A 17,913-nucleotide genomic window follows, 5' to 3' on the forward strand; every position below is an offset into this window, starting at 1 on the left:
TGTGCCCGCCGCCGGGCGGCGGTGCCCCGGGCGGCCCGTGCGGGCCTGCCGGGGCACCGCCGCGCGGCAGAGCGGTCGCTCAGCGCAGGTCGCTCAGCGCAGGTCGAACCGGTCCAGGTTCATCACCTTGGTCCACGCCGCCACGAAGTCCCGGACGAACTTCCCGTCCGCGTCCCCGGAGCCGTAGACCTCGGCCAGCGCGCGCAGCTGGGAGTGCGAGCCGAAGACGAGGTCGACGGCGGTGGCCGTCCACTTCACCGCGCCGGTGGCCCGGTCCCGCCCCTCGAAGACGTTCGCCTCCGAGGCCGAGGGCTTCCACTCCGTCCCCGAGTCGAGCAGATTGACGAAGAAGTCCGTGGTCAGCGCCTCCGGCCGGTGGGTGAGGACGCCGTGCGGGGAGCCCCGGAAGCCGGCGTTCAACGCCCGCATCCCGCCGAGCAGGACGGTCATCTCCGGCGCGGTCAGCGTCAGCAGGTCGGCCCGGTCGAGCAGCAGGGTCTCCGGCGACAGCTTCTCGTCGGCCCGCAGGTAGTTCCGGAACCCGTCCGCCCTCGGTTCGAGCACGGCGAAGGCCTCCACGTCCGTCTGCTCCTGCGAGGCGTCGGTGCGCCCCGGGGCGAACGGGACCGTCACGGCGTGCCCGGCGGCGTGCGCGGCCCGCTCGACCGCCGCACCGCCGCCCAGCACGATGAGGTCGGCGAGCGAGATCCGCCGGGCGCCGCTCTGCGCCGCGTTGAAGTCCTGCCGGACCTCCTCCAGCCGCCGGACCGTGTCGGCCACCTCGGGGAGGTTGTTGACCTCCCAGTCCTTCTGCGGCGCGAGCCGGATCCGGGCGCCGTTGGCGCCGCCGCGCATGTCGGTGCCGCGGTAGGCGGCGGCCGACGCCCACGCGGTCGCGACCAGCTGGGGGATGCCCAGGCCGGAGTCGTCGATCCGCTTCTTGAGGTCGGCGACGTCCTCGTCCGTGACCGGCTCGTGGTCGGCGGCGGGGACCGGGTCCTGCCACAGCTGCGCCTCGGGCACCCACGGTCCGAGGTAGCGGGACACCGGGCCCATGTCGCGGTGCAGCAGCTTGTACCAGGCCTTGGCGAAGGCCTCGGCGAGCTGGTCGGGGTGCTCGTGGAAGCGCCGGCAGATCGCCTCGTAGACCGGGTCCTGGCGCAGCGCGAGGTCCGTGGTCAGCATCATCGGGGCGTGCCGCTTCGCGGGGTTGTGCGCGTCCGGCACGGCGGTCGCGGCCGCCGGGTCGGTGGGCTTCCACTGCTTGGCCCCGGCCGGGCTGGTGGTGAGCTCCCAGTCGTAGCGGAACAGGTTGTCCAGGTAGCCGTTGTCCCACCGGGTCGGCTCGGTGGTCCAGGCGCCCTCGAGCCCGCTGGTGATGGCGTCGGCGCCGGAGCCGCTGCCGCAGGTGTTGCGCCAGCCCAGGCCCTGCTGCTCGATCGGGGCGCCCTCGGGCTCCGGGCCGATGCAGGACGGGTCCACGGCGCCGTGGCACTTGCCGAAGGTGTGGCCGCCGACGATGAGCGCGACCGTCTCCTCGTCGTTCATCGCCATCCGCGCGAAGGTCTCCCGGATGTCGACGGCGGCGGCGCGCGGGTCCGGATTGCCGTTGGGGCCCTCCGGGTTGACGTAGATCAGGCCCATCTGCACGGCGCCGAGCGGATTGGCCAGCTCGCGGTCACCGGTGTAGCGCTCGTCGCCGAGCCAGGTGTCCTCGGAGCCCCAGAAGATCTCCTCCGGCTCCCAGATGTCCTCGCGGCCGAAGCCGAAGCCGAAGGTCCGGAACCCCATCGACTCCATGGCGCAGTTGCCGGTGAACACCAGCAGGTCGGCCCAGGAGATCTTCCGGCCGTACTTCTGCTTGACCGGCCAGAGCAGCCGCCGGGCCTTGTCCAGACTGGCGTTGTCCGGCCAGCTGTTGAGCGGCGCGAAGCGCTGGGCACCGCTGCCGCCGCCGCCCCGGCCGTCCGCGATCCGGTAGGTGCCGGCGGCGTGCCAGCTCATCCGGATGAACAGCGGGCCGTAGTGGCCGTAGTCGGCGGGCCACCAGTCCTGGGAGTCGGTCATCAGCGCGACGACGTCCCGCTTCAGCGCCTCGACGTCGAGGGTGGCGAACTCCGCGGCGTAGTCGAAGTCCTCGTCCATCGGGTTGGAGAGGGGCGAGTGCCGGTGCAGGACCTGGAGGTCCAGTTGCTCGGGCCACCAGTCACGGTTGGTCCTGGGCCCGGTCGCCTTGGGGGTGGGGGAAGGAATTGCTGGGTTCTCACTCTCGCTGCCGGACACGTCCGCCCCTTCGTCCTTAGTCGTTTTCTGCCCTTTCGCCCGTATGGTCCCGCACCCGGGACCGTACGGCGGGCAGAACACGCGGGGCGCCTCCGGCCGCCGGGACGGACGCGGCGCGCGGCCGGACGCCGGCCGCCCCGGCCCCCGCGCGGTGGCGGGGACCGGGGCGTCCGCTCCCGGGGATCGGGCCGGGTCGGGCGGCAGCAGGGCCGTCCGGATCAGCTCCACCTCCGCAGGGCGTCGAGGTAGACGGCGGTGCGGCCGGCGGCGCCCGGGGCGGGGGTGAAGACCACGCCGATCTCCCGGACGTGGGCGGGGTCGGGCACCCCGGCCAGGTCGAGCCGCAGGGTCCGCCCGTCCGGGCCGACCGTGACGGCGGGGCTCGCGGTCCAGGTCCAGCCGGAGGCGTCGCCGGTGCCGGTGCGCACATACAGACTGGCGGTGGTGCCGCCCGCCTGCTGCCCCCAGGGCGCGGTGCCGGCGGCGACGGTGAGCACGGTGGCACCGGTCAGGTCGACGGGGTCCGTCCGCCGGAGCCGGACGGCGCCCCGCTCGGGCTCGACGTCGGCCTTGAGCGCGCTGCGGCCCTCGGCCGCGCCCTCGTCGGCGACCGCCCAGGGTCCGGCCGCCGCGCCGGAGCCGGACCAGCCCTCGGTGCCGTTCTCGAAGCCGGCCAGCAGGCCGCCGCGCCGCATGTCGTCCAGGTAGACCGCGGAGCGGCCGCTCGCCCCGGCCGCCGGGGCGAACTCGACGCCGATCTCGCGGACGTGGGCCCGGTCCGGGACCCTGGTCAGGTCGAGGACCAGCCGGGTCGGCTTGGTGTCGACGGTGACGGCGCCCGAGTCGGTCCAGGTCCAGCCGGAGGCGTCGCCGCTGCCGGTGCGCACATAGAGCTTGGCGCGGGTGCCGCCCGCCTGGTCGCCCCAGGGCGCGGTCCGGGCGTCGACGCTGAGCACGGTGTCCCCGGAGAGGTCGAGCGGGCCGACCTTGTTGAGGTAGGCGGCGCCGGTGCCGAGGTCCACGTCGGCCTTGAGCGAGCCGCTGCCGCGCGCGGACCACTCCGTGACCTGCCACGGGCCGGCCGCGAGGTGCCAGCCGCTCCAGCCCTGGATGCCGGTCTCGAAGTCCTGGTAGGCCACCGGCGGGTCCTCCGCCGGGGCGGCGGCGAGGTCGACCCCGCCCCGGTTCACCGTCCACGGGTCGTTCATCAGCACGGCGCCGTTGACGTTCCGGGCCGGGCTCCACTCGTTGTTCCAGGCCAGGAAATAGGAGGTGCGCGGGAAGCGCTCGTGCAGCGCCTTCACCCACAGCGCGTAGTCGAAGGTCCCGCCCGCGCCCGAGCCCGGGCCGATCTCGGTGAAGGCGAACGGCTTGCCGAGCTCGACCAGCTTCTCGTAGCCGGTGATCGCCGACGGGTCGGCGGTGTAGCAGTCCAGCCCGACCACGTCGGCGTAGGCGCGGCCGACCCAGTAGGCGGTGGGATCCGCGGAGCCGCAGTTCGGCGCGTACGTCCACAGCAGGTTGTGCAGGCCCTTGGCCGTGGTGAGGTAGTCGTAGGTGCCGCGCCACAGCGCCGCGAAGTCGGCCGGGTCCTGGTGGCCCCACCAGAACCAGTCGCCGTTCATCTCGTGGAACGGGCGGAACAGCACCGGCACCCCGGCGTCGGACAGCCGCCGCAACCCCGCCGCGATGTCGTCGAGTTCGGCCCGCCAGGCCCGGCCGGCGGCGGTGGCCGGGTCGGACAGCTGACGGAAGGCCGGCTGCGGCAGCGGAGTCCGCCAGGCGGCCCCCGCCACCGGGTTCGGCAGGTGGACGCTCACCGAGACCAGTCCACCGCGACCGGCGTGGTCGATCATCTCGGTGTCGCAGCCCGAGTCGATCGCGGTCGGCACCCCGTCGGCGTTCCAGCCGCTCGCGTAGTCGCAGGCCAGCACCGCCGGGAACCGGCCCGTCCGGTCGGCCAGTTCGGTGACGTCCCGGTACTGGGTGGCGAAGTCCTTGCCCGACCCGGGCGCGGCGCTGCCGCTGTACCCAGCGAAGAATCCGGACGCCGTCCGGTTCCGCAGCCCCCGGTCGGGCAGCTGCGCGAGCCAGTCCAGCACCGCTCGCGCCTGCGGGCCCGCCCCCGGGTCCGCCGGTTGGACGACGGCGGTCGGTCGGACGGCCTCAGGTTGCACGGCCGCCACCGCCGTCGGCGCGGCGGCGCTCCCGCCGCCCAGCATGCTCGCCACCGCGACCAGGACCGCGACGGATCGTCGACGCAGCCTCATCAGCACCCCCCGTTGCTCTCGGCACGGCAGGAGCATCCGTCCTGCCGATGATCACACTAGGGCGTGTCCGTCCGCTCGGACGACGGTCGGTCGGCGGGCGGCAGGGCCGGTGGGGGCATCACCCCGGGTGGACCAGGCGGTTCTCGTGGGCGAAGACCACGGCCTGGATCCGGTCGCGGAGTTCGAGCTTGTGCAGCACCCGCCCCAGATGGGACTTCACGGTCGCCTCCGCGAGGTACAGGGTGGCCGCGATCTCGGCGTTGGACAGCCCTCGGCCCACCTCGACGAGCACCTCGCGCTCCCGGGCGCTGAGCCGTCCCAGCCGGTCGTCGCGCGTGCCGCCGCGGCCGTCGGGGATGTGCGGGCGGAGGGTCTCCAGCAGGCGCCGGGTGATCCGCGGCGAGACCACCGCGTCGCCCGCGGCCACGCTCCGGATCGCCGTGAGCAGCTCCTCCGGCCTGGTGTTCTTCAGCAGGAAGCCCGAGGCCCCGGCGTGCAGCCCGGCGAAGGCGTACTCGTCCAGGTCGAAGGTGGTGAGGATCAGCACCCTGCTCCGCGGGGAGACCCGGACGACCTCGCGGGTCGCCTCGATCCCGTCGGTCCCGGGCATCCGGACGTCCATCAGGACGACGTCGGGGCGCAGCTCCCGGGCGAGGCGGACGGCCTGCGCCCCGTCCGCGGCCTCGCCGACCGTGGCCATGTCGGGCTGGGCGTCCAGGACGGTGCCGAAGGCCATCCGGAGCAGGGCCTCGTCGTCGGCGATCAGGATCCGGATCGTCATGCGGACACCGCCCCGGCGCTGTCGAGCAGCAGGCGGGTGCGGACGCCCCAGCCGCCGCCCGGGAGCGGTCCGGCCCGCAGGGTCCCCCCGTAGGCGGCCGCGCGTTCGCGCATGCCGGGGATGCCGTGGCCGGAGGACGAGGGTGTGGCGGCGGAGGTCGCCGGGCGGGGGCCGGTGTCGGCGACGTCCACGGTGACGGTGCCGGCGGAGCACCGGATCCGGACCGTCGCGCGGGTGCCGGCGGGGGTGTGTTTGAGGGCGTTGGTCAAGGCTTCCTGTACCAGGCGGTAGACGGTGAGCTGCGCGGTGGCGGGCAGGTGGTCGTGGCCGCCCTCGACCTCCAGCCCGGTCGGCAGGCCGGCGGCGGACATCTGCTCGGCGAGGGCGTCGAGTTGGGCGATGCCGGGCAGCGGGTGGCGTTCCGCGTCCGGTTCGTCGGCCCGCAGGACGCCCAGCGAGCGCCGCATGTCGGTCAGGGCCTGCCGGCCGGTCTCGGAGATCTGCCGCATCGCGGCGTCGGCCCGGTCGGGCGACCGCTGCCGCGCGTAGCCGGCGGCGTCGGCGAGCGCGACCATGACGGACAGGTTGTGGGTGACGATGTCGTGCATCTCCCGGGTGATCCGGGCCCTTTCCTCGGCGACGGCCAGTCGTGCCTGCTGCTCCTGCTCCCGTTCCAGGTGCGCGGCCCGTTCCTCCACGGCCGCGAGGTAGGCGCGGGTGGTCCGTACGTTCATGCCGAGGACGGCGGCGGCCGCGGTCATCGCGGTGACCGCGACGAACGGGGTGAGGAACGCGCCGTCCGGTGCCCAGCGCAGGCAGGCCAGCAGGACCCCGGCCTCCACCACGGCACCGGCGACCAGGGTGGTGCGCCGGGCCGAGTGGGCGGCCAAGGTGTAGAGGGCCACCAGCACGGCGATGTCCGCCGGGAGTTGGATGTCCAGCAGCCACTGGACCAGGGCTGCGGCCACCACCGCGCCGAACACCGCGAGCGGGGCGCGGCGGCGCCACAGCAGGGGCAGCGCGAGGGCGGCGGTGAGGGCCACGGTCAGCACCGGTTCGCGCGGCGCGGGCGTGGTCGCGGCGTTGAGGAGGAGGAGCGCCGGCAGCAGCGAGTCCCACACCTGGGCCGGCAGGCGGGGGATCCGGCGGGCGGCGGCCGCCACCGCCCGTTCCAGGCGGCCTGCCCCCGGCCGGTGGGCCCTGCCGGGTTCCGCGGCGGCCTCGGTCATCACATGTCCCTGTCGATCCGGTGTCGTGGTGGCCCGGTCGGGCCGGCACCGGGGGCCGCCGGACCCGCCGCGGGTACGGGGACCGCACCCGGCGCGCCGCCCGGCTCGTCCCGCGGCCCTGTCACGGTAGGCCACCGGCCCGCCGGGCGCATGGGTCCACCGTCGGACGGCGTCCGCGGCGGTGTACGACCGGAGGAGGAGACGGACACCTCCCCCGGTCGCAACGCGGCCGCCGATCCGGCGTGTTCGCCTGCCACCCGGGTCGCAGCGGGAACGGTCGCGGTGCCCGTCCCCGGTCGGACCGGGCGGCGACCCGGGGGCGATGTGGCGGCGGGGGCCCGGCGCCGACGATGGGCCCGTGACCGAGATCATCACGGGACTGTTCATGTCCCCCCTGGAAATCCTTGCCCTGCTGAGTGCCCTCGCGCTGGTGGTGGCGCGCTGGCTGCCCCCGGCCGCCCGCCCGCGCACCACGGTCGTGGCGGGCGCGCTGCTCGTCCTGTCCGTGCTCGTGCTGGGGGTGACCGGGCTGCGCTGGCAGCTGCTGCCGGTCCTGGCCGGCGCCGCCCTCGTGCTGCCGTTCGCCCTCGCCCCGCTGCGGCGGCGCCGGACCGGCCGGCCGGCGTGGCGGGCCCGCTGGTGGCTGGCGCTGCCGGGGTCGCTGGCCTGCGCCGGGCTGATCGCCGCCGGGCCGGTGTCCGCCTGGGCCTTCCCCGTCCCCGTGTTCCCCGAGCCCACGGGCGAGTTCGCGGTCGGCACCCGGGTGCTGCAGTGGACCGACCGGCAGCGGCCGGAGACCTTCACCCCCGACCCGGACGACCGGCGCACGGTCGTGGTCCAGCTCTGGTACCCCGCGCAGCAGAGCCCCGCCGGTACGCCGCGGGCCCAGTACCTCGGACGCACCGAGGACGAGGCGCGCACCGTCTCCGCCGCCCTCGCCCGGGGCGTCGGCCTGCCGGACTTCCTGGTCGACGGTGTCCCGCACGCCCGCAGCCGTTCGGTCTTCGACGCCCCGGTGGCCGGGGACGGCGGACGGTTCCCGGTCGTGCTGTTCTCGCCCGGCTCGGGCGGGGTGCGCACCCAGAACACCGCCTGGGCGGAGGAACTCGCCAGCCACGGCTACCTGGTGGCCGCCCTCGACCACCCGTACGACTCCGCCGCCGTGGTCCTCGCCGACGGCCGGACGGTCACCACCGAGACCTCCTCCTCCGGCGACGCGGACCAGGACGAGCAGCTGGCGGCCGGCTGGACTGCGGTCCGGGCCGCCGACCTCGGCTTCGTCCTCACCCAGCTGGAGGGCCTGGACCGGGCCGGGAGCGGTGACCCGCTGACCGGGCGGCTGGACACCGGCCGGGCCGCCGTGACCGGCCACTCGATGGGGGGCGCCGCCGCGTTCCAGGCGGCCCGGCAGGACCACCGGTTCCGCGCCGTGGTCGATCTGGACGGCTTCCCGCACGGCCCGGCCTCGCCCGCCCTCGACCGGCCGGCGCTCGCGATGACCCAGGCCCTCACCGGGGCGACCGACGCGCGCTACCTGCCCCGGCTGACCGAGGCGCTCGCGGCCAGCACCGCGACCGGCTACCGGCTCACCGTCCCCGGAGCGGCGCACCTCAGCTTCATGGACGGGCCGCTGTACCTGCCGCCGGTGCCTGCGATCGTCGGCTCGCTGGGCCGGACCCGCAGCCCGCGTGTCGTCGCCGGGGCCACCCTCGCCTTCCTGGACGCCACCCTGCGCGACCGGCCCGGCGACCTGGCCGGCGCGCTGTCGGTGTACGGCAGCCTCACCGTCCGGACGCCGGGCGGCGGGCACTGAGGGGGCGGCACTGAGGCCGCGGGCACTGAGGGGGCGGTGCCTCCGGCCGACGCACGTACGGCACCGCGACACCGCGGTGCCGTACCTGCGGTTGTGCGTGCCGAGGCCCGGCGCTCCCCTCCGAGGCCCGGGCTCACCCCGCCGGGGCCGGGCGCAGCACCCGCCGTACGGCGGCGCGCAGCCACTGGTGGCCGCCGTCGGCGGCGTGGCGCGGGTGCCAGGCCATCCCGATCGTCAGCGGCGGCAGTTCGAGCGGGATCTCCAGCAGCCGCAGGCCCAGCGTCTGCGCCGCGCCGGAGAGCGGTGACGGCGGCTCGCCCGGCAGCGCGACCGGCACCAGGCAGACCACGTCGCCGGTGGCGGCCAGGGCCATCGCCGCCAGATGCCCGGGCAGGACGGCGCTCACCCGGCGGCTGAGCCCCCGTTCGGCGAGAGCCGCGTCCAGCGGACCGGTGAAGCGGCCGCGGCGGCTGACCACCACGTGCTCGGCGGCGGCCAGCCGGTCCGGTGTCAGCGGCCCGTCGGCGAGCGGGTGGCCGGCCCTGACCGCGGCCGCCATCCGCACCGTGGCCAGCTCCTCCACCAGGGTCTCCGGGTCGACGTGGTCGATCGCCCCGATCTCCAGGTCGATCCGGCCCTCGCGCAGCGCCGGTCCCGCCTCGAAGTCCTCGGCCAGTACCCGCAGCGAGACGCCCGGTGCCCGGCGGCGGGCCAGCGCGAGCAGACCGGGCGCCAGGGCCGCGCCGACCAGGTCCGCGGCCTGGACGGTGAAGGTGCGCCGCAGCGCGGCGGGGTCGACCCCGCCGCTCGGGGTGAGCAGCGCCTCCAGCCGGCGCACCACCGCGGCGGCCTCCTCCCGCAGTTCCTCGGCGCGGGGCGTGGGCACCATCGCCTGGCCGGCCCGGACCAGCAGCGGGTCCTGGAGGACCCGGCGCAGCCGGGCCAGGGTGCGGCTCATCGCCGCGGGGGACGTGTGCAGCCGCGCGGCGGCACGGGTGACGCTCTGCTCGGTGAGCAGGGCGTCGAGGGCGACCGCGAGATTGGCGTCGAGGTTCGGATCCGGGCTGCTCACCGGCATTGTTCCGTTCTGGGCAAGGATTGGATGCTGAAGTTCCCATTGTGGCAACAAGGTCGCCGTCCGCACGATGAGGGGGCACCGCTGATCCGACCGAGACCGTGAGGTTTTCATGATCGTCATCACCGCTCCCACCGGGAACATCGGCCGCCGGCTGCTGTCCCTCCTGGTCGAGGCCGCGCCCGCGCACGGGGAGGAACTGCGGGTCGTGGTCCGCGATCCGGCCCGGCTGCCCGAGGCCGTCCGCGACCGGGTCGAGGTGGTCACCGGCTCGCACGGCGACGCCGCGACCGTCGAGCGCGCGTTCGCCGGCGCCGACGCCGTGTTCTGGCTGGTCCCGCCGGACGCCTCGGCCGCGCCCGAGGACGGGTGGAGCGGCTTCACCCGCCCCGCCGCCCGGGCGTTCGCCGCCCACGGCGTCGACCGCGTCGTCGGGGTGTCGGCGCTCGGCCGCGGCACCGCGCAGGCGACCCGGGCCGGACTGGTCACCGCCTCCCTCGCCATGGACGACCTGATCGCCGGCTCCGGCGTCGCCTACCGTGCCCTGGCCTGCCCCTCCTTCTTCGAGAACCTGCTGGAGGAGGCCGGCTCGATCCGCGCCGAGGGCGTCTTCACCGACACCGTCGCCGCCGACCGCCGCGCCCCGCTGGTGGCCGTCGCCGACATCGCCGCGACGGCGGCCGGGCTGCTGCTGGACCGCTCCTGGAGCGGCGTCGACAGCGTCCCGGTGCTCGGCCCGCAGGACCTCTCGCCGGAGGACCTGGCCCGGATCATGACCGAGCAGCTCGGCCGCCCGGTCCGCTACCGGCGCCGGTCGCTGGACGACCTGCGCTCCGAGCTGCTCGGGTACGGCCTGCACCCGGAATTCGCGGAGGGCGTCGTCGGGATGAAGCGCGCCAAGGACCTGGGCCTGGACGCGGGTGCCGGGCGCCCGTCGCGGCCGGCGGTCCCGGCCACGGAGTTCGCGCGGTGGTGCGCCGAGACACTGAGGCCCGCCGTGCTCGCCGCCCCAGCCGCCCCAGCCGCCGTCACCACCCCCACCGCCGTCACCACCCCGGAGGCCGTCGATGCCCACTGACCCGACCGCACCGCCCGTCACCGCGTTCATGCTGGTCAAGACCACGCCCGAGTGGCTGGGGATGAGTGTGGGCGAGCGCGTCCACGCCTTCACCACCCAGGTCCTCCCGGTGATCGAGGCCCGCGCCCGCGGCGTCCGCTCGCGCTTCTACGACACGGAGTTCTACTCGGCGCGGGTGACCGACATCTGGGTCTGGGAGGCGGACGACCACGACGCCTACCGGCTGCTGGTCGACGCGCTGCGCGAAACCCCGTTCTGGGACCGCTGGTTCGACGTCGTCGAGCTGCTCGTGGGCACCGAGAACGGCTACGCCCACACCTACGGTCTGGACCCGGTCGCCACCGTCACCGTCTGACGATCCGTCACCGCCCCTCCCCCGCAGACGCGTCGGGGAGGGGCGGACCGGGATCCGGTCTCAGCGCTTGGTACCGTCGACGATGACCGGCGTGCCGCTGGAGCCGCAGGGGCTGGCGTACACGGGGTTCTTCTCGGCGGCGGCCTTGAAGGCCTCGATGCACTGGCTCAGCAGGATCTTGTCGGTCAGCGAGCCGGCGATCGCGGCGTTCGCGGCGGCGGTGCTGTCCGCCTCGATCTTGCGCTTCTCCGCCTCGGCCTTGGCCGTGCGCACGGACGCCTCCGCCTGGGCGGTGGCCTGGTCCTGCTGGATCTTCTGGTCGATGGCCTTCTGCAGGCCGTCGCTCGGCCGCACGTTGCGCAGGTTGACCCCGTTGACGAGGATGCCGCGCGGGGCCAGCCGGGCGGTGATCAGCTTGTCGATCTCCGAGCTGATCGCCTCGCGCTGCGAGCTGTAGCCCTCGACGCTGGTGTGGCGGGCGAAGACATTGCGCACGATCTCCCGGCTGTCCGGGTAGACCAGCCGCTGCTGGACGGCCTCGGCACTGCCGGCCAGCTTGTACAGGTCGACGGTGTGCTGGGGGTCGATCGACCACTTGACCGTCAGGTCGGCGTACAGCACCCCGCCCTCGGAGGAGCGGACCTCGACGGTCGAGTCACCGGTCAGGTCGAGGTCGACGGGCCGGGTCGAGAAGGTGGTCACGTCGGTCAGCGGCGACTTGAAGTGCAGCCCCGGCTGCCAGGCCGTGCCCACCTTGCCCAGACTGGTCGGCACCCCGACCTCGGTCGGATCGACCACGTGCACAAAGGTGGTGAGCCCCAGCAGCAGCCCGAGGGCGCCGGTGAGAAGTCCGCCCAGGGTGACCGGCCAGGACCGGGCACCTCGCCCAGAACCTGCTGCTCACCTCCGCCGCCTACGGCCTCGGCACCACGCCCCTGGGCGGGCTTTTCGACGACCTGGTCCACGAGTTGCTGGTCCTGGCCGACCTGGACCAGCCGATCCAGTACCTGCTGCCGCTGGGCCGCCCGGCCGCACCCTGAGCGGTGGACCGGGCGGCCCGCTGTGCGCGGCCCCGGGTCAGAGCACGGGCTGGGTGGCCTCCAGGCGCTGGACGGCCGTCCGGACGGCGTTGGTGAAGGCCCAGAACAGCGGCAGGGTGTTGGCGGCGCGCTCGGTCCTGGTGTTCCGGCCCGGGGCGAACATCGCGGCGCGCAGCTCGGTGGTCGTCTCCAGCTGGGCGCCCATGCCGAGCAGGCTGCGGTTGCAAATGTTCTCCGGGGAGATCCCGGCGATCTCCTCCTCGCCCGAGGCCGTGACCGCGCGGATGCCCGCCGCCGCGAACTGCTCCATCAGGTACTGGCGGAAGGTGGGGTTCAGGCCGCCGACCAGCACGGCCGCGGCACCGGCCTCCAGACCGGCCTGGGCGGCGGTGCAGCCGTGCAGCGAGAGCACGTTGAGGCTGCCGGCGCACATCGCGCGGGCGACGGTGTCGTCGCAGTGGGTCGAGGTGACGTGCAGGGCGCTGTTCCCGGAGGAACGCAGGCCCTCGAACATCCAGAAGTCGTGCACCGGTCCGGCCGCCGGGGTGGGCGCGAGGTCGGCCGGGTGGTAGCCGGCGACGGCGAGGCACAGTTCGGAGGTGCCGCCCTCGATGCCGCCGCCGTGCGGGGCGATGACGGTGGTGCGGACGATTCCGGCGCGCGCCGCCGGGCTCTGGTCGTCGACCAGGTGCCGGCGCGAGCGGCGGCCGTAGTCCACTCCCTCGACCAGCGCCGGGTCCGAGTAGAGGGCCGTGTTGGAGGCGTAGGCGTCCGCGGCGTGGGCCGGGGTGGCGGCGACCACGGAGCCGCCGACGGCGGCGAGGGCGGGCACGGCGGCGAGCGCGGCCATCAGAGTACGACGGTTCATCACGGATCGTGATCATGACAGAGGGGGGAGGTTCCGGCAAACCCCTGCCGGTCCCTGCGGGCGGGGATCCCCCGCCTACTCGTGGCGGACCGGCACCTGGCCGGTCTGGGCGGCGACGAGTTCGCGGTAGGGGGCGCAGCGGGCGAGGAGGGTGGGGTGGTCGGCGGCGTCGACGACGGTGCCCCGGTTCATCATGATCACGTGATCGGCGTGCTGGACCGTGGAGAGCCGGTGGGCGACGACCACGACGGCGCTGTGGCGGGCCAGTTGGTCGACGATCTCGCGGAAGCGCAACTCGTTGAGGCCGTCGAGCTGGCTGGTGGGCTCGTCGAGGAGGACGATGTCGGCGCCGGTGAGGAGGGCGCGGGCCAGCGCCATCCGCTGGCGCTGGCCGCCGGAGAGGTCGAACTCGCGGCCCAGCACGGTGTCCAGGCCGTGCGGGAGGCGGTCGACGTCCTGGGCGAGGCCGACGGTGGTCAGCGCCCGGGCGAGTTCGCCGTCGCCGGCGGCGCCGGTGCGGCCGAGTTGGAGGTTCTCCCGGGCGCTGGCCTCCAGGAGGGTGAACTCCTGGTCGACGTAGGCCATCCGGGCCCGCAGCGAGCCCAGCGGCCAGGTGCGGATGTCGTGGCCGAGGATGCTGACCGATCCGGCGCCGGGCCGGACGAAGCGGCCGACGAGGGAGAGCGCGGTGCTCTTGCCGGCGCCCGAGGGGCCGACGACGGCGGTCAGGCCGGTGCGCGGGATGCTGAAGGAGGCGGAGTCCAGGGCGGGCCGCCCGGTGCCGGCGTGGGTGTAGGAGACGCCGCGGAAGACCACGGCCGGGGCGTCGGGCACCGGTGTGGGGGTGGGGCGGGCCTCGTCGTCCGGGTCCGCCTCCCGGGGCAGGGCTAGCAGTTCGTTGCAGCGGTCCCGGGCGGCGAGTCCGGCCTGGAGGCGGCCGAAGCCGGTGGCGAGGGTGTTCACGGAGGGGACGGTCTGGAGCAGGTAGAGCAGGAAGGCGGCGAACTCCGCCACTTGCAGGTGCCCGGCCGCCATGCGCGCGCCGCCGGTGAGGATCACCGCGATCATGGCGAACTGGTTGCCGAGGGTGAGCGCCGCCGGCACCAGGGCGCCCAGCCGGGCGCCGGTCAGCGACACGACCCGCAGCTGCTCGGCGTCCTGCTCCAGCACCCGGTCCGCCAGGGGTTCGGCCCGGCAGGCCTTGATGGTGGTGAGGGCCTCCAGGTTGGCGGTGAAGCGCTGGGCGATCTGGCCCACCGCCTCCTGCTGACCGGTGACGTTGGCCCGCATCCGGCGCATGATCAGCAGGACCAGGCCGGTCAGGGCGGCCAGGGCGGTGACGGTGACGGCGGTGAGCACCCAGTCGATCCACACCATCACCGCCAGGGTCGCCAGCACCCCGAAGGCGGCCAGCGGCAGTTGCATCGCCACCTCGACCACCTGGCCCAGCAGTTGGGCGTCGGAGGTGACGCGGGCGGCGAGTTCGCCCGTCCCCCGGGCCCGTACCACCGGCAGCGGCAGGCGCAGGGCGTGGGCCATCACCGTCGTGCGCAGCCGGTAGGTCATGCCTTCGCCGACCCGGGCGAGTTGGAAGCCGGAGAGGGCCTGGGCCGCGGCGCCGACGAGGGCGGCGGCGGCCATCAGCAGCAGGCCGGGGGTGAGGGAGCGGTGGGCGGAGAAGTCCCCGACGATCCGGCGGACCAGCAGCGGGAGCGCGAGGGCCGCGACGGTGGCCACCACGGCGAGGAGCAGGGCGGCGGCGAGGCGGACCGGCTGGACGGCGAGTTCGCGGCGCAGCCGGACCTGCGGCGGCACGGGAGCGGCGACGGTGTCGGCGGGCCGGACGGCAGCGGTGTCGGCGGGCCGGACGGCAGCGGTGTCGGCGGGCCGGACGGCGGCGGTGTCGGCGGGCTGGGCGGCCACGGGTCACCTCTCTGCTGGGCGGATCGGCGGGTGGGAGCAGCGGCGGGAGGAGGGAAGCGAGAGGGCCGCGGCGTCGGTCGGACGCCGCGGCCCGGGGGCCGGGCGGGTGGTCGGTCGACCACCCGCCCGGCCTGGCCGCTCGGACCGCGGGGCCACCCGTCGGGCGGCCGTGCGGGTCAGAGACAGATGAGCGTGCTGACCGTGCTGGTGCCGCAGTTCAGGACGCTCAGCGAGCTGGTGCTGGCGAGGGTGTCGTCGATCGGGGCCGCCTCGGTCTCGGGCAGCTCCAGGGTCTGGAGGTCGAGGATCGCCATGATGGTCTCCTTCACTTGGCGGTGGTTCACCCGGCCGGTCGGCCGGGAGTCTGTGGTGGCGCGCTCGCACGGCGGCGCGCTCGGGGTGCCGGTGGGGCGGGCCCTTCGGCGGGTCGGGACGTGCGGTCAGTGGGGTGCGGCCGGCGGTGCAGTGACCGCCCGCGGTGCGGTGGCGGCCGGCGTTGCGGTGACCGTCGACGGTGCGGTGGCGGCCGGGCCGGTGAACGGGAGGAACGGGGTGCCCGCGAAGGCCGTGCCCAGGGCCAGCAGCACCCCGGCCGATCCGGTCGCGAGGTCGGTGGACAGCCGCAGCAGCTGATCGCCGGGGAAGGCCAGGCGGCCCAGGTAGGGCACCTGGTGGAGCGCCAGCAGCGCCCGGTGCCGGTCGAGCAGTCCGGCGCCGGCCCGGTCCGCCGGGCCCCCGTCGGCACGCCCGCCGGTCAGCGCCAGGTAGCCGATGAGTCCGGCCCGTCCGTTGAAGAGGCCCGACTGGATCACGAACTCCGGCTCGGCGGCCCTGCGGATCAGCGCCTGCCGTTCGGCCGGCGCGGCGGCGGGCCGGTGGCGGAGCAGCGCGGCCAGGGCGATCCCGATCCCGGCACTGCCGGTCTCGATGTAGGGCAGGACCCGGCGCCGGTCGACCACCTGGAGGGTGCCGTCGCTCACCTGGACGCAACGGGCGAGGTCGAGTTCGAGCAGGGCCTCGGCGCGGTCCAGCAGGCTGCGGTCGCCGGTGTGTTCGTACAGCCGGACCAGTGCGAGGGCGGCACCGGAGGAGCCGGCCAGCAGCCCGGCCGCGCCGCCGCCGTGCTTCTCCCAGGCGCTCGCGGCGGCGCCGGCCGTGTTCAGGGCCTCGTCCAGCAACCGTTCGTCGCCGGTGGCGCGGGCGAAGTGCAGCAGGGTGAGCGCGATCCCCGGCCCGCCGGAGGACAGCGTCGGTACCGGCGCCGAATCGCCGTCGGCGGGGTGCCCGTCCAGCCGGTGCAGCAGTTCCAGCGCCCGTTCGCGCTCGCCCAGCAGGTCCAGGACGTACGCGACGCCGTGCCCGCCGTGGTAGAGGCCGGGCGACGTCCCGCGGCCGACGGCGGCCTCGGCCAGCCACCGCACGTGTGCGGGGTCGATCTCGGCCCCGGTGCTGTGCAGGGCGTAGAGCACACCGGCCGCGCCGTGCGCCAGACCCAGCCCGCCCCGGGTGAACTGGGCGACGTCGCCCGGGAACAGGCGGTCGGAGCGGTCGGGGGTGGCGGCCGCGGCGATCCCGGCGGCGAGCGAGTCGCGGATCGCCGGCCAGTCGGCGACCGGCGCCTCCAGCAGCGCGCGGGTCTCGGAGCGACCCTCGGAGAGTTCCGGTCGGGGCGTGCGCCCGTCGCCGGGGGTGCGGCCGAGCTGGCGGCGGACGTCGTCGGTGTAGCCGGGCGGCACTGGGAAGCGGCGCTCGACGGCGTCCGCGAGCTGCCCGGCCTTGTCGGCGTCCAGGGCGGTGAGCTGGACCAGCGGGTAGAAGAGCCAGAGCCGCAGCGCCGCCAGCGCGTACCGGTCCACGTCCGTCCCGGTGTGGCCGGGCGGGGCGGTGAAGCCGGCGGCGCCCAGCGCGGGGCGCAGGAAGTCGTCTACGGTGCTGGCGAGTTCGAAGTCGATCAGGCAGAGCTCGCCGTCCGGCCGGATGATCAGGTTGCGCGGGTGGAGGTCCCCGAAGACGACGCCGCGCTCGTGGATCGCGGCCACAGCGCGTTCCACCTGGTCGACGACGGCCAGGGCGTCGCGGGTGTACCCGGCGACGGACTCCTCGTCGGCGTCGGGGTGGATCAGCGGGTAGCGGGCCGTCAGCCACTCGCTGAGGGACTGCCCGGCGACGTACTCCTGGACCAGGAACTCGTGCTCCCAGGCCGTCAGCAGCCCGTGCTCCCGGGGGACTCCGGGCACGCCGGCCAGTCGCGCCAGGACGGCGTGCTCGTTGCGCAGCCTGGTCACCGCGTCGACGCCGCGCTGGTCCAGCCCGGCGAACGGCCGGGCCTCCTTGAGCACCAGCTGCGTCCCGTCCTGCCCGTCGCGGGCCAGGTAGACGCCGCCGGCGTTGGAGAAGTGCAGGACCCGCTCGACGGTGTACGGGAGTCCGGTGTCCTGCGGTGCGGCGCGCTCCGCGACCGCCTCGGCGATGCACTCCGGCACCGGTGCCCAGGGCGGCACCGAGAACGCGGCTCCGCGCACGTCCGGCACGAGCCGGCCGTCCGGTCCGGCCAGGGCGAGTACGAGCTCCCCTGCGTCGTTGCGGCAGTAGCGTTCGGCGAACCCGCCGTACCTCAGGTACAGCGGCCCGTCCTTCCAGCGCAGGTCGCTCAGGATGTACGCGCCCCGGTGGCCGGCCAGCAGCGGGCCGAGCCCGTCGAGGCAGCGCTGCAGCTCGGCGTCGTCGACCGGGTAGAGGGTGCAGAACTTCCCGCTGGAACCGCGGGGCGCGTACTTGGAGTTCTGCACCTGGAGGATGGGCAGTCCGCGCAGGAACTTGAAGGTGACGCGCTCCCGCAGGCAGAAGGCGTGGACGGCCTCCAGCACCTCCTCCGCGGTCCCGAGGCAGGCGGAGACGTGGATCTTCCAGCCCTGGTCCGGGATCCGCACGCCCGCCGGACGCACCACGGCCCACATCTCCAGGTCCCCGCGCTCCCAGCCCTCGGGCAGCGGCCGGGTGACGGCGGCGAACTCCTCCTGCGCTCCCCAGCGCCGGGGCGAGTCGTAGAAGAGCGGGTCGGCGTAGGCGTAGGCCTCGTAGCGGTTGTCCAACGGAACCCTCCTCGTGGCGGGGCCGGAGCGGGCGGGGCGGGTGGAACGGGCGGGGCCGGTGGTGCGGGCGGGGCGGGCAGCACGGCGTGCGGAGGGGCGGGGCGCC

At 75.2% G+C, this 17,913-nt stretch carries 14 protein-coding genes; 4 read left to right on the top strand and 10 right to left on the bottom strand.

Annotated elements, in window-relative coordinates; translation table 11 throughout:
• Nucleotides 1-93 precede the first annotated feature (93 nt).
• The 4 genes from katG to BI06_RS36050 form a co-directional block, all read right to left on the bottom strand.
• Nucleotides 94-2,283, bottom strand: a complete 2,190-nt coding sequence (gene katG / locus BI06_RS36035) for a catalase/peroxidase HPI (protein ID WP_043475447.1) — start codon at nt 2,281-2,283, stop codon at nt 94-96.
• A 218-nt stretch (nt 2,284-2,501) separates the two neighbouring features.
• Complete coding sequence (locus BI06_RS36040; protein WP_233290432.1) at nt 2,502-4,553, bottom strand: glycosyl hydrolase; 2,052 nt, start codon at nt 4,551-4,553, stop codon at nt 2,502-2,504.
• A 118-nt stretch (nt 4,554-4,671) separates the two neighbouring features.
• Nucleotides 4,672-5,334 carry a response regulator transcription factor gene (locus BI06_RS36045; protein WP_043475450.1) on the bottom strand — a complete coding sequence of 221 codons (663 nt, stop codon included), beginning with the start codon at nt 5,332-5,334 and terminating at the stop codon, nt 4,672-4,674.
• Nucleotides 5,331-6,563 (bottom strand): sensor histidine kinase, encoded by a 1,233-nt coding sequence (locus BI06_RS36050; RefSeq protein ID WP_082558931.1) that lies wholly within the window; start codon nt 6,561-6,563, stop codon nt 5,331-5,333. Before BI06_RS36050 ends, BI06_RS36045 begins: the two co-directional genes overlap by 4 nt.
• 322 nt (nt 6,564-6,885) lie before the next feature.
• On the opposite strand from BI06_RS36050, the gene BI06_RS36055 reads away from it, so the two are divergent.
• Nucleotides 6,886-8,376 (top strand): hypothetical protein, encoded by a 1,491-nt coding sequence (locus BI06_RS36055; protein ID WP_043475453.1) that lies wholly within the window; start codon nt 6,886-6,888, stop codon nt 8,374-8,376.
• Between the two features lie 133 nt (nt 8,377-8,509).
• Here BI06_RS36055 and BI06_RS36060 read toward each other — a convergent pair whose 3' ends face one another.
• Nucleotides 8,510-9,454 carry a LysR family transcriptional regulator gene (locus tag BI06_RS36060; protein ID WP_043475455.1) on the bottom strand — a complete coding sequence of 315 codons (945 nt, stop codon included), beginning with the start codon at nt 9,452-9,454 and terminating at the stop codon, nt 8,510-8,512.
• A 109-nt stretch (nt 9,455-9,563) separates the two neighbouring features.
• Between BI06_RS36060 and BI06_RS36065 the strand changes: the two genes are divergently transcribed.
• The gene (locus BI06_RS36065; protein ID WP_082558932.1) at nt 9,564-10,529 is read left to right on the top strand and encodes an NAD(P)H-binding protein; all 966 of its coding nucleotides are present in this window, start codon (nt 9,564-9,566) and stop codon (nt 10,527-10,529) included.
• The gene (locus BI06_RS36070; RefSeq protein ID WP_043475458.1) at nt 10,519-10,884 is read left to right on the top strand and encodes a darcynin family protein; all 366 of its coding nucleotides are present in this window, start codon (nt 10,519-10,521) and stop codon (nt 10,882-10,884) included. The genes BI06_RS36065 and BI06_RS36070 overlap by 11 nt, the downstream gene beginning before the upstream one ends.
• Nucleotides 10,885-10,944: 60 nt before the next feature.
• On the opposite strand, the gene BI06_RS36075 is transcribed toward BI06_RS36070, so the two are convergent.
• Complete coding sequence (locus tag BI06_RS36075; RefSeq protein ID WP_233290433.1) at nt 10,945-11,682, bottom strand: prohibitin family protein; 738 nt, start codon at nt 11,680-11,682, stop codon at nt 10,945-10,947.
• 98 nt (nt 11,683-11,780) lie between these two features.
• Between BI06_RS36075 and BI06_RS47205 the strand changes: the two genes are divergently transcribed.
• Nucleotides 11,781-11,924, top strand: a complete 144-nt coding sequence (locus BI06_RS47205) for a hypothetical protein (protein ID WP_233290468.1) — start codon at nt 11,781-11,783, stop codon at nt 11,922-11,924.
• A 37-nt stretch (nt 11,925-11,961) separates the two neighbouring features.
• On the opposite strand, the gene BI06_RS36080 is transcribed toward BI06_RS47205, so the two are convergent.
• From BI06_RS36080 to lanKC, 4 genes are all read right to left on the bottom strand, one after another.
• Nucleotides 11,962-12,792 (bottom strand): poly-gamma-glutamate hydrolase family protein, encoded by an 831-nt coding sequence (locus BI06_RS36080; protein ID WP_082558934.1) that lies wholly within the window; start codon nt 12,790-12,792, stop codon nt 11,962-11,964.
• A gap of 75 nt (nt 12,793-12,867) precedes the next feature.
• Nucleotides 12,868-14,715, bottom strand: coding sequence for an ABC transporter ATP-binding protein (locus tag BI06_RS36085; protein ID WP_082558935.1), 1,848 nt, complete (start codon nt 14,713-14,715; stop codon nt 12,868-12,870).
• A gap of 176 nt (nt 14,716-14,891) precedes the next feature.
• Complete coding sequence (locus BI06_RS48805) at nt 14,892-15,029, bottom strand: SapB/AmfS family lanthipeptide (protein ID WP_094745592.1); 138 nt, start codon at nt 15,027-15,029, stop codon at nt 14,892-14,894.
• Nucleotides 15,030-15,155: 126 nt separating this feature from the next.
• On the bottom strand, nt 15,156-17,807 hold the full coding sequence (gene lanKC / locus BI06_RS36090; RefSeq protein ID WP_051742659.1) for a class III lanthionine synthetase LanKC: 2,652 nt from the start codon (nt 17,805-17,807) through the stop codon (nt 15,156-15,158).
• Nucleotides 17,808-17,913 lie beyond the last annotated feature (106 nt).

It is taken from the genome of Kitasatospora sp. MBT66 (assembly GCF_000710405.2).
Lineage (GTDB): Bacteria > Actinomycetota > Actinomycetes > Streptomycetales > Streptomycetaceae > Kitasatospora > Kitasatospora purpeofusca.

What these genes read in the sequence shown, in the direction of transcription:
- BI06_RS36040 (WP_233290432.1), bottom strand. Translation starts at nt 4,553, where the DNA reads ATGAGGCTGCGTCGACGATCCGTCGCGGTCCTGGTCGCGGTGGCGAGC.
- BI06_RS36045 (WP_043475450.1), bottom strand. Translation starts at nt 5,334, where the DNA reads ATGACGATCCGGATCCTGATCGCCGACGACGAGGCCCTGCTCCGGATG.
- BI06_RS36050 (WP_082558931.1), bottom strand. Translation starts at nt 6,563, where the DNA reads ATGACCGAGGCCGCCGCGGAACCCGGCAGGGCCCACCGGCCGGGGGCA.
- BI06_RS36055 (WP_043475453.1), top strand. Translation starts at nt 6,886, where the DNA reads ATGTGGCGGCGGGGGCCCGGCGCCGACGATGGGCCCGTGACCGAGATC.
- BI06_RS36060 (WP_043475455.1), bottom strand. Translation starts at nt 9,454, where the DNA reads ATGCCGGTGAGCAGCCCGGATCCGAACCTCGACGCCAATCTCGCGGTC.
- BI06_RS36065 (WP_082558932.1), top strand. Translation starts at nt 9,564, where the DNA reads ATGATCGTCATCACCGCTCCCACCGGGAACATCGGCCGCCGGCTGCTG.
- BI06_RS36070 (WP_043475458.1), top strand. Translation starts at nt 10,519, where the DNA reads ATGCCCACTGACCCGACCGCACCGCCCGTCACCGCGTTCATGCTGGTC.
- BI06_RS36080 (WP_082558934.1), bottom strand. Translation starts at nt 12,792, where the DNA reads ATGAACCGTCGTACTCTGATGGCCGCGCTCGCCGCCGTGCCCGCCCTC.
- BI06_RS48805 (WP_094745592.1), bottom strand. Translation starts at nt 15,029, where the DNA reads ATGGCGATCCTCGACCTCCAGACCCTGGAGCTGCCCGAGACCGAGGCG.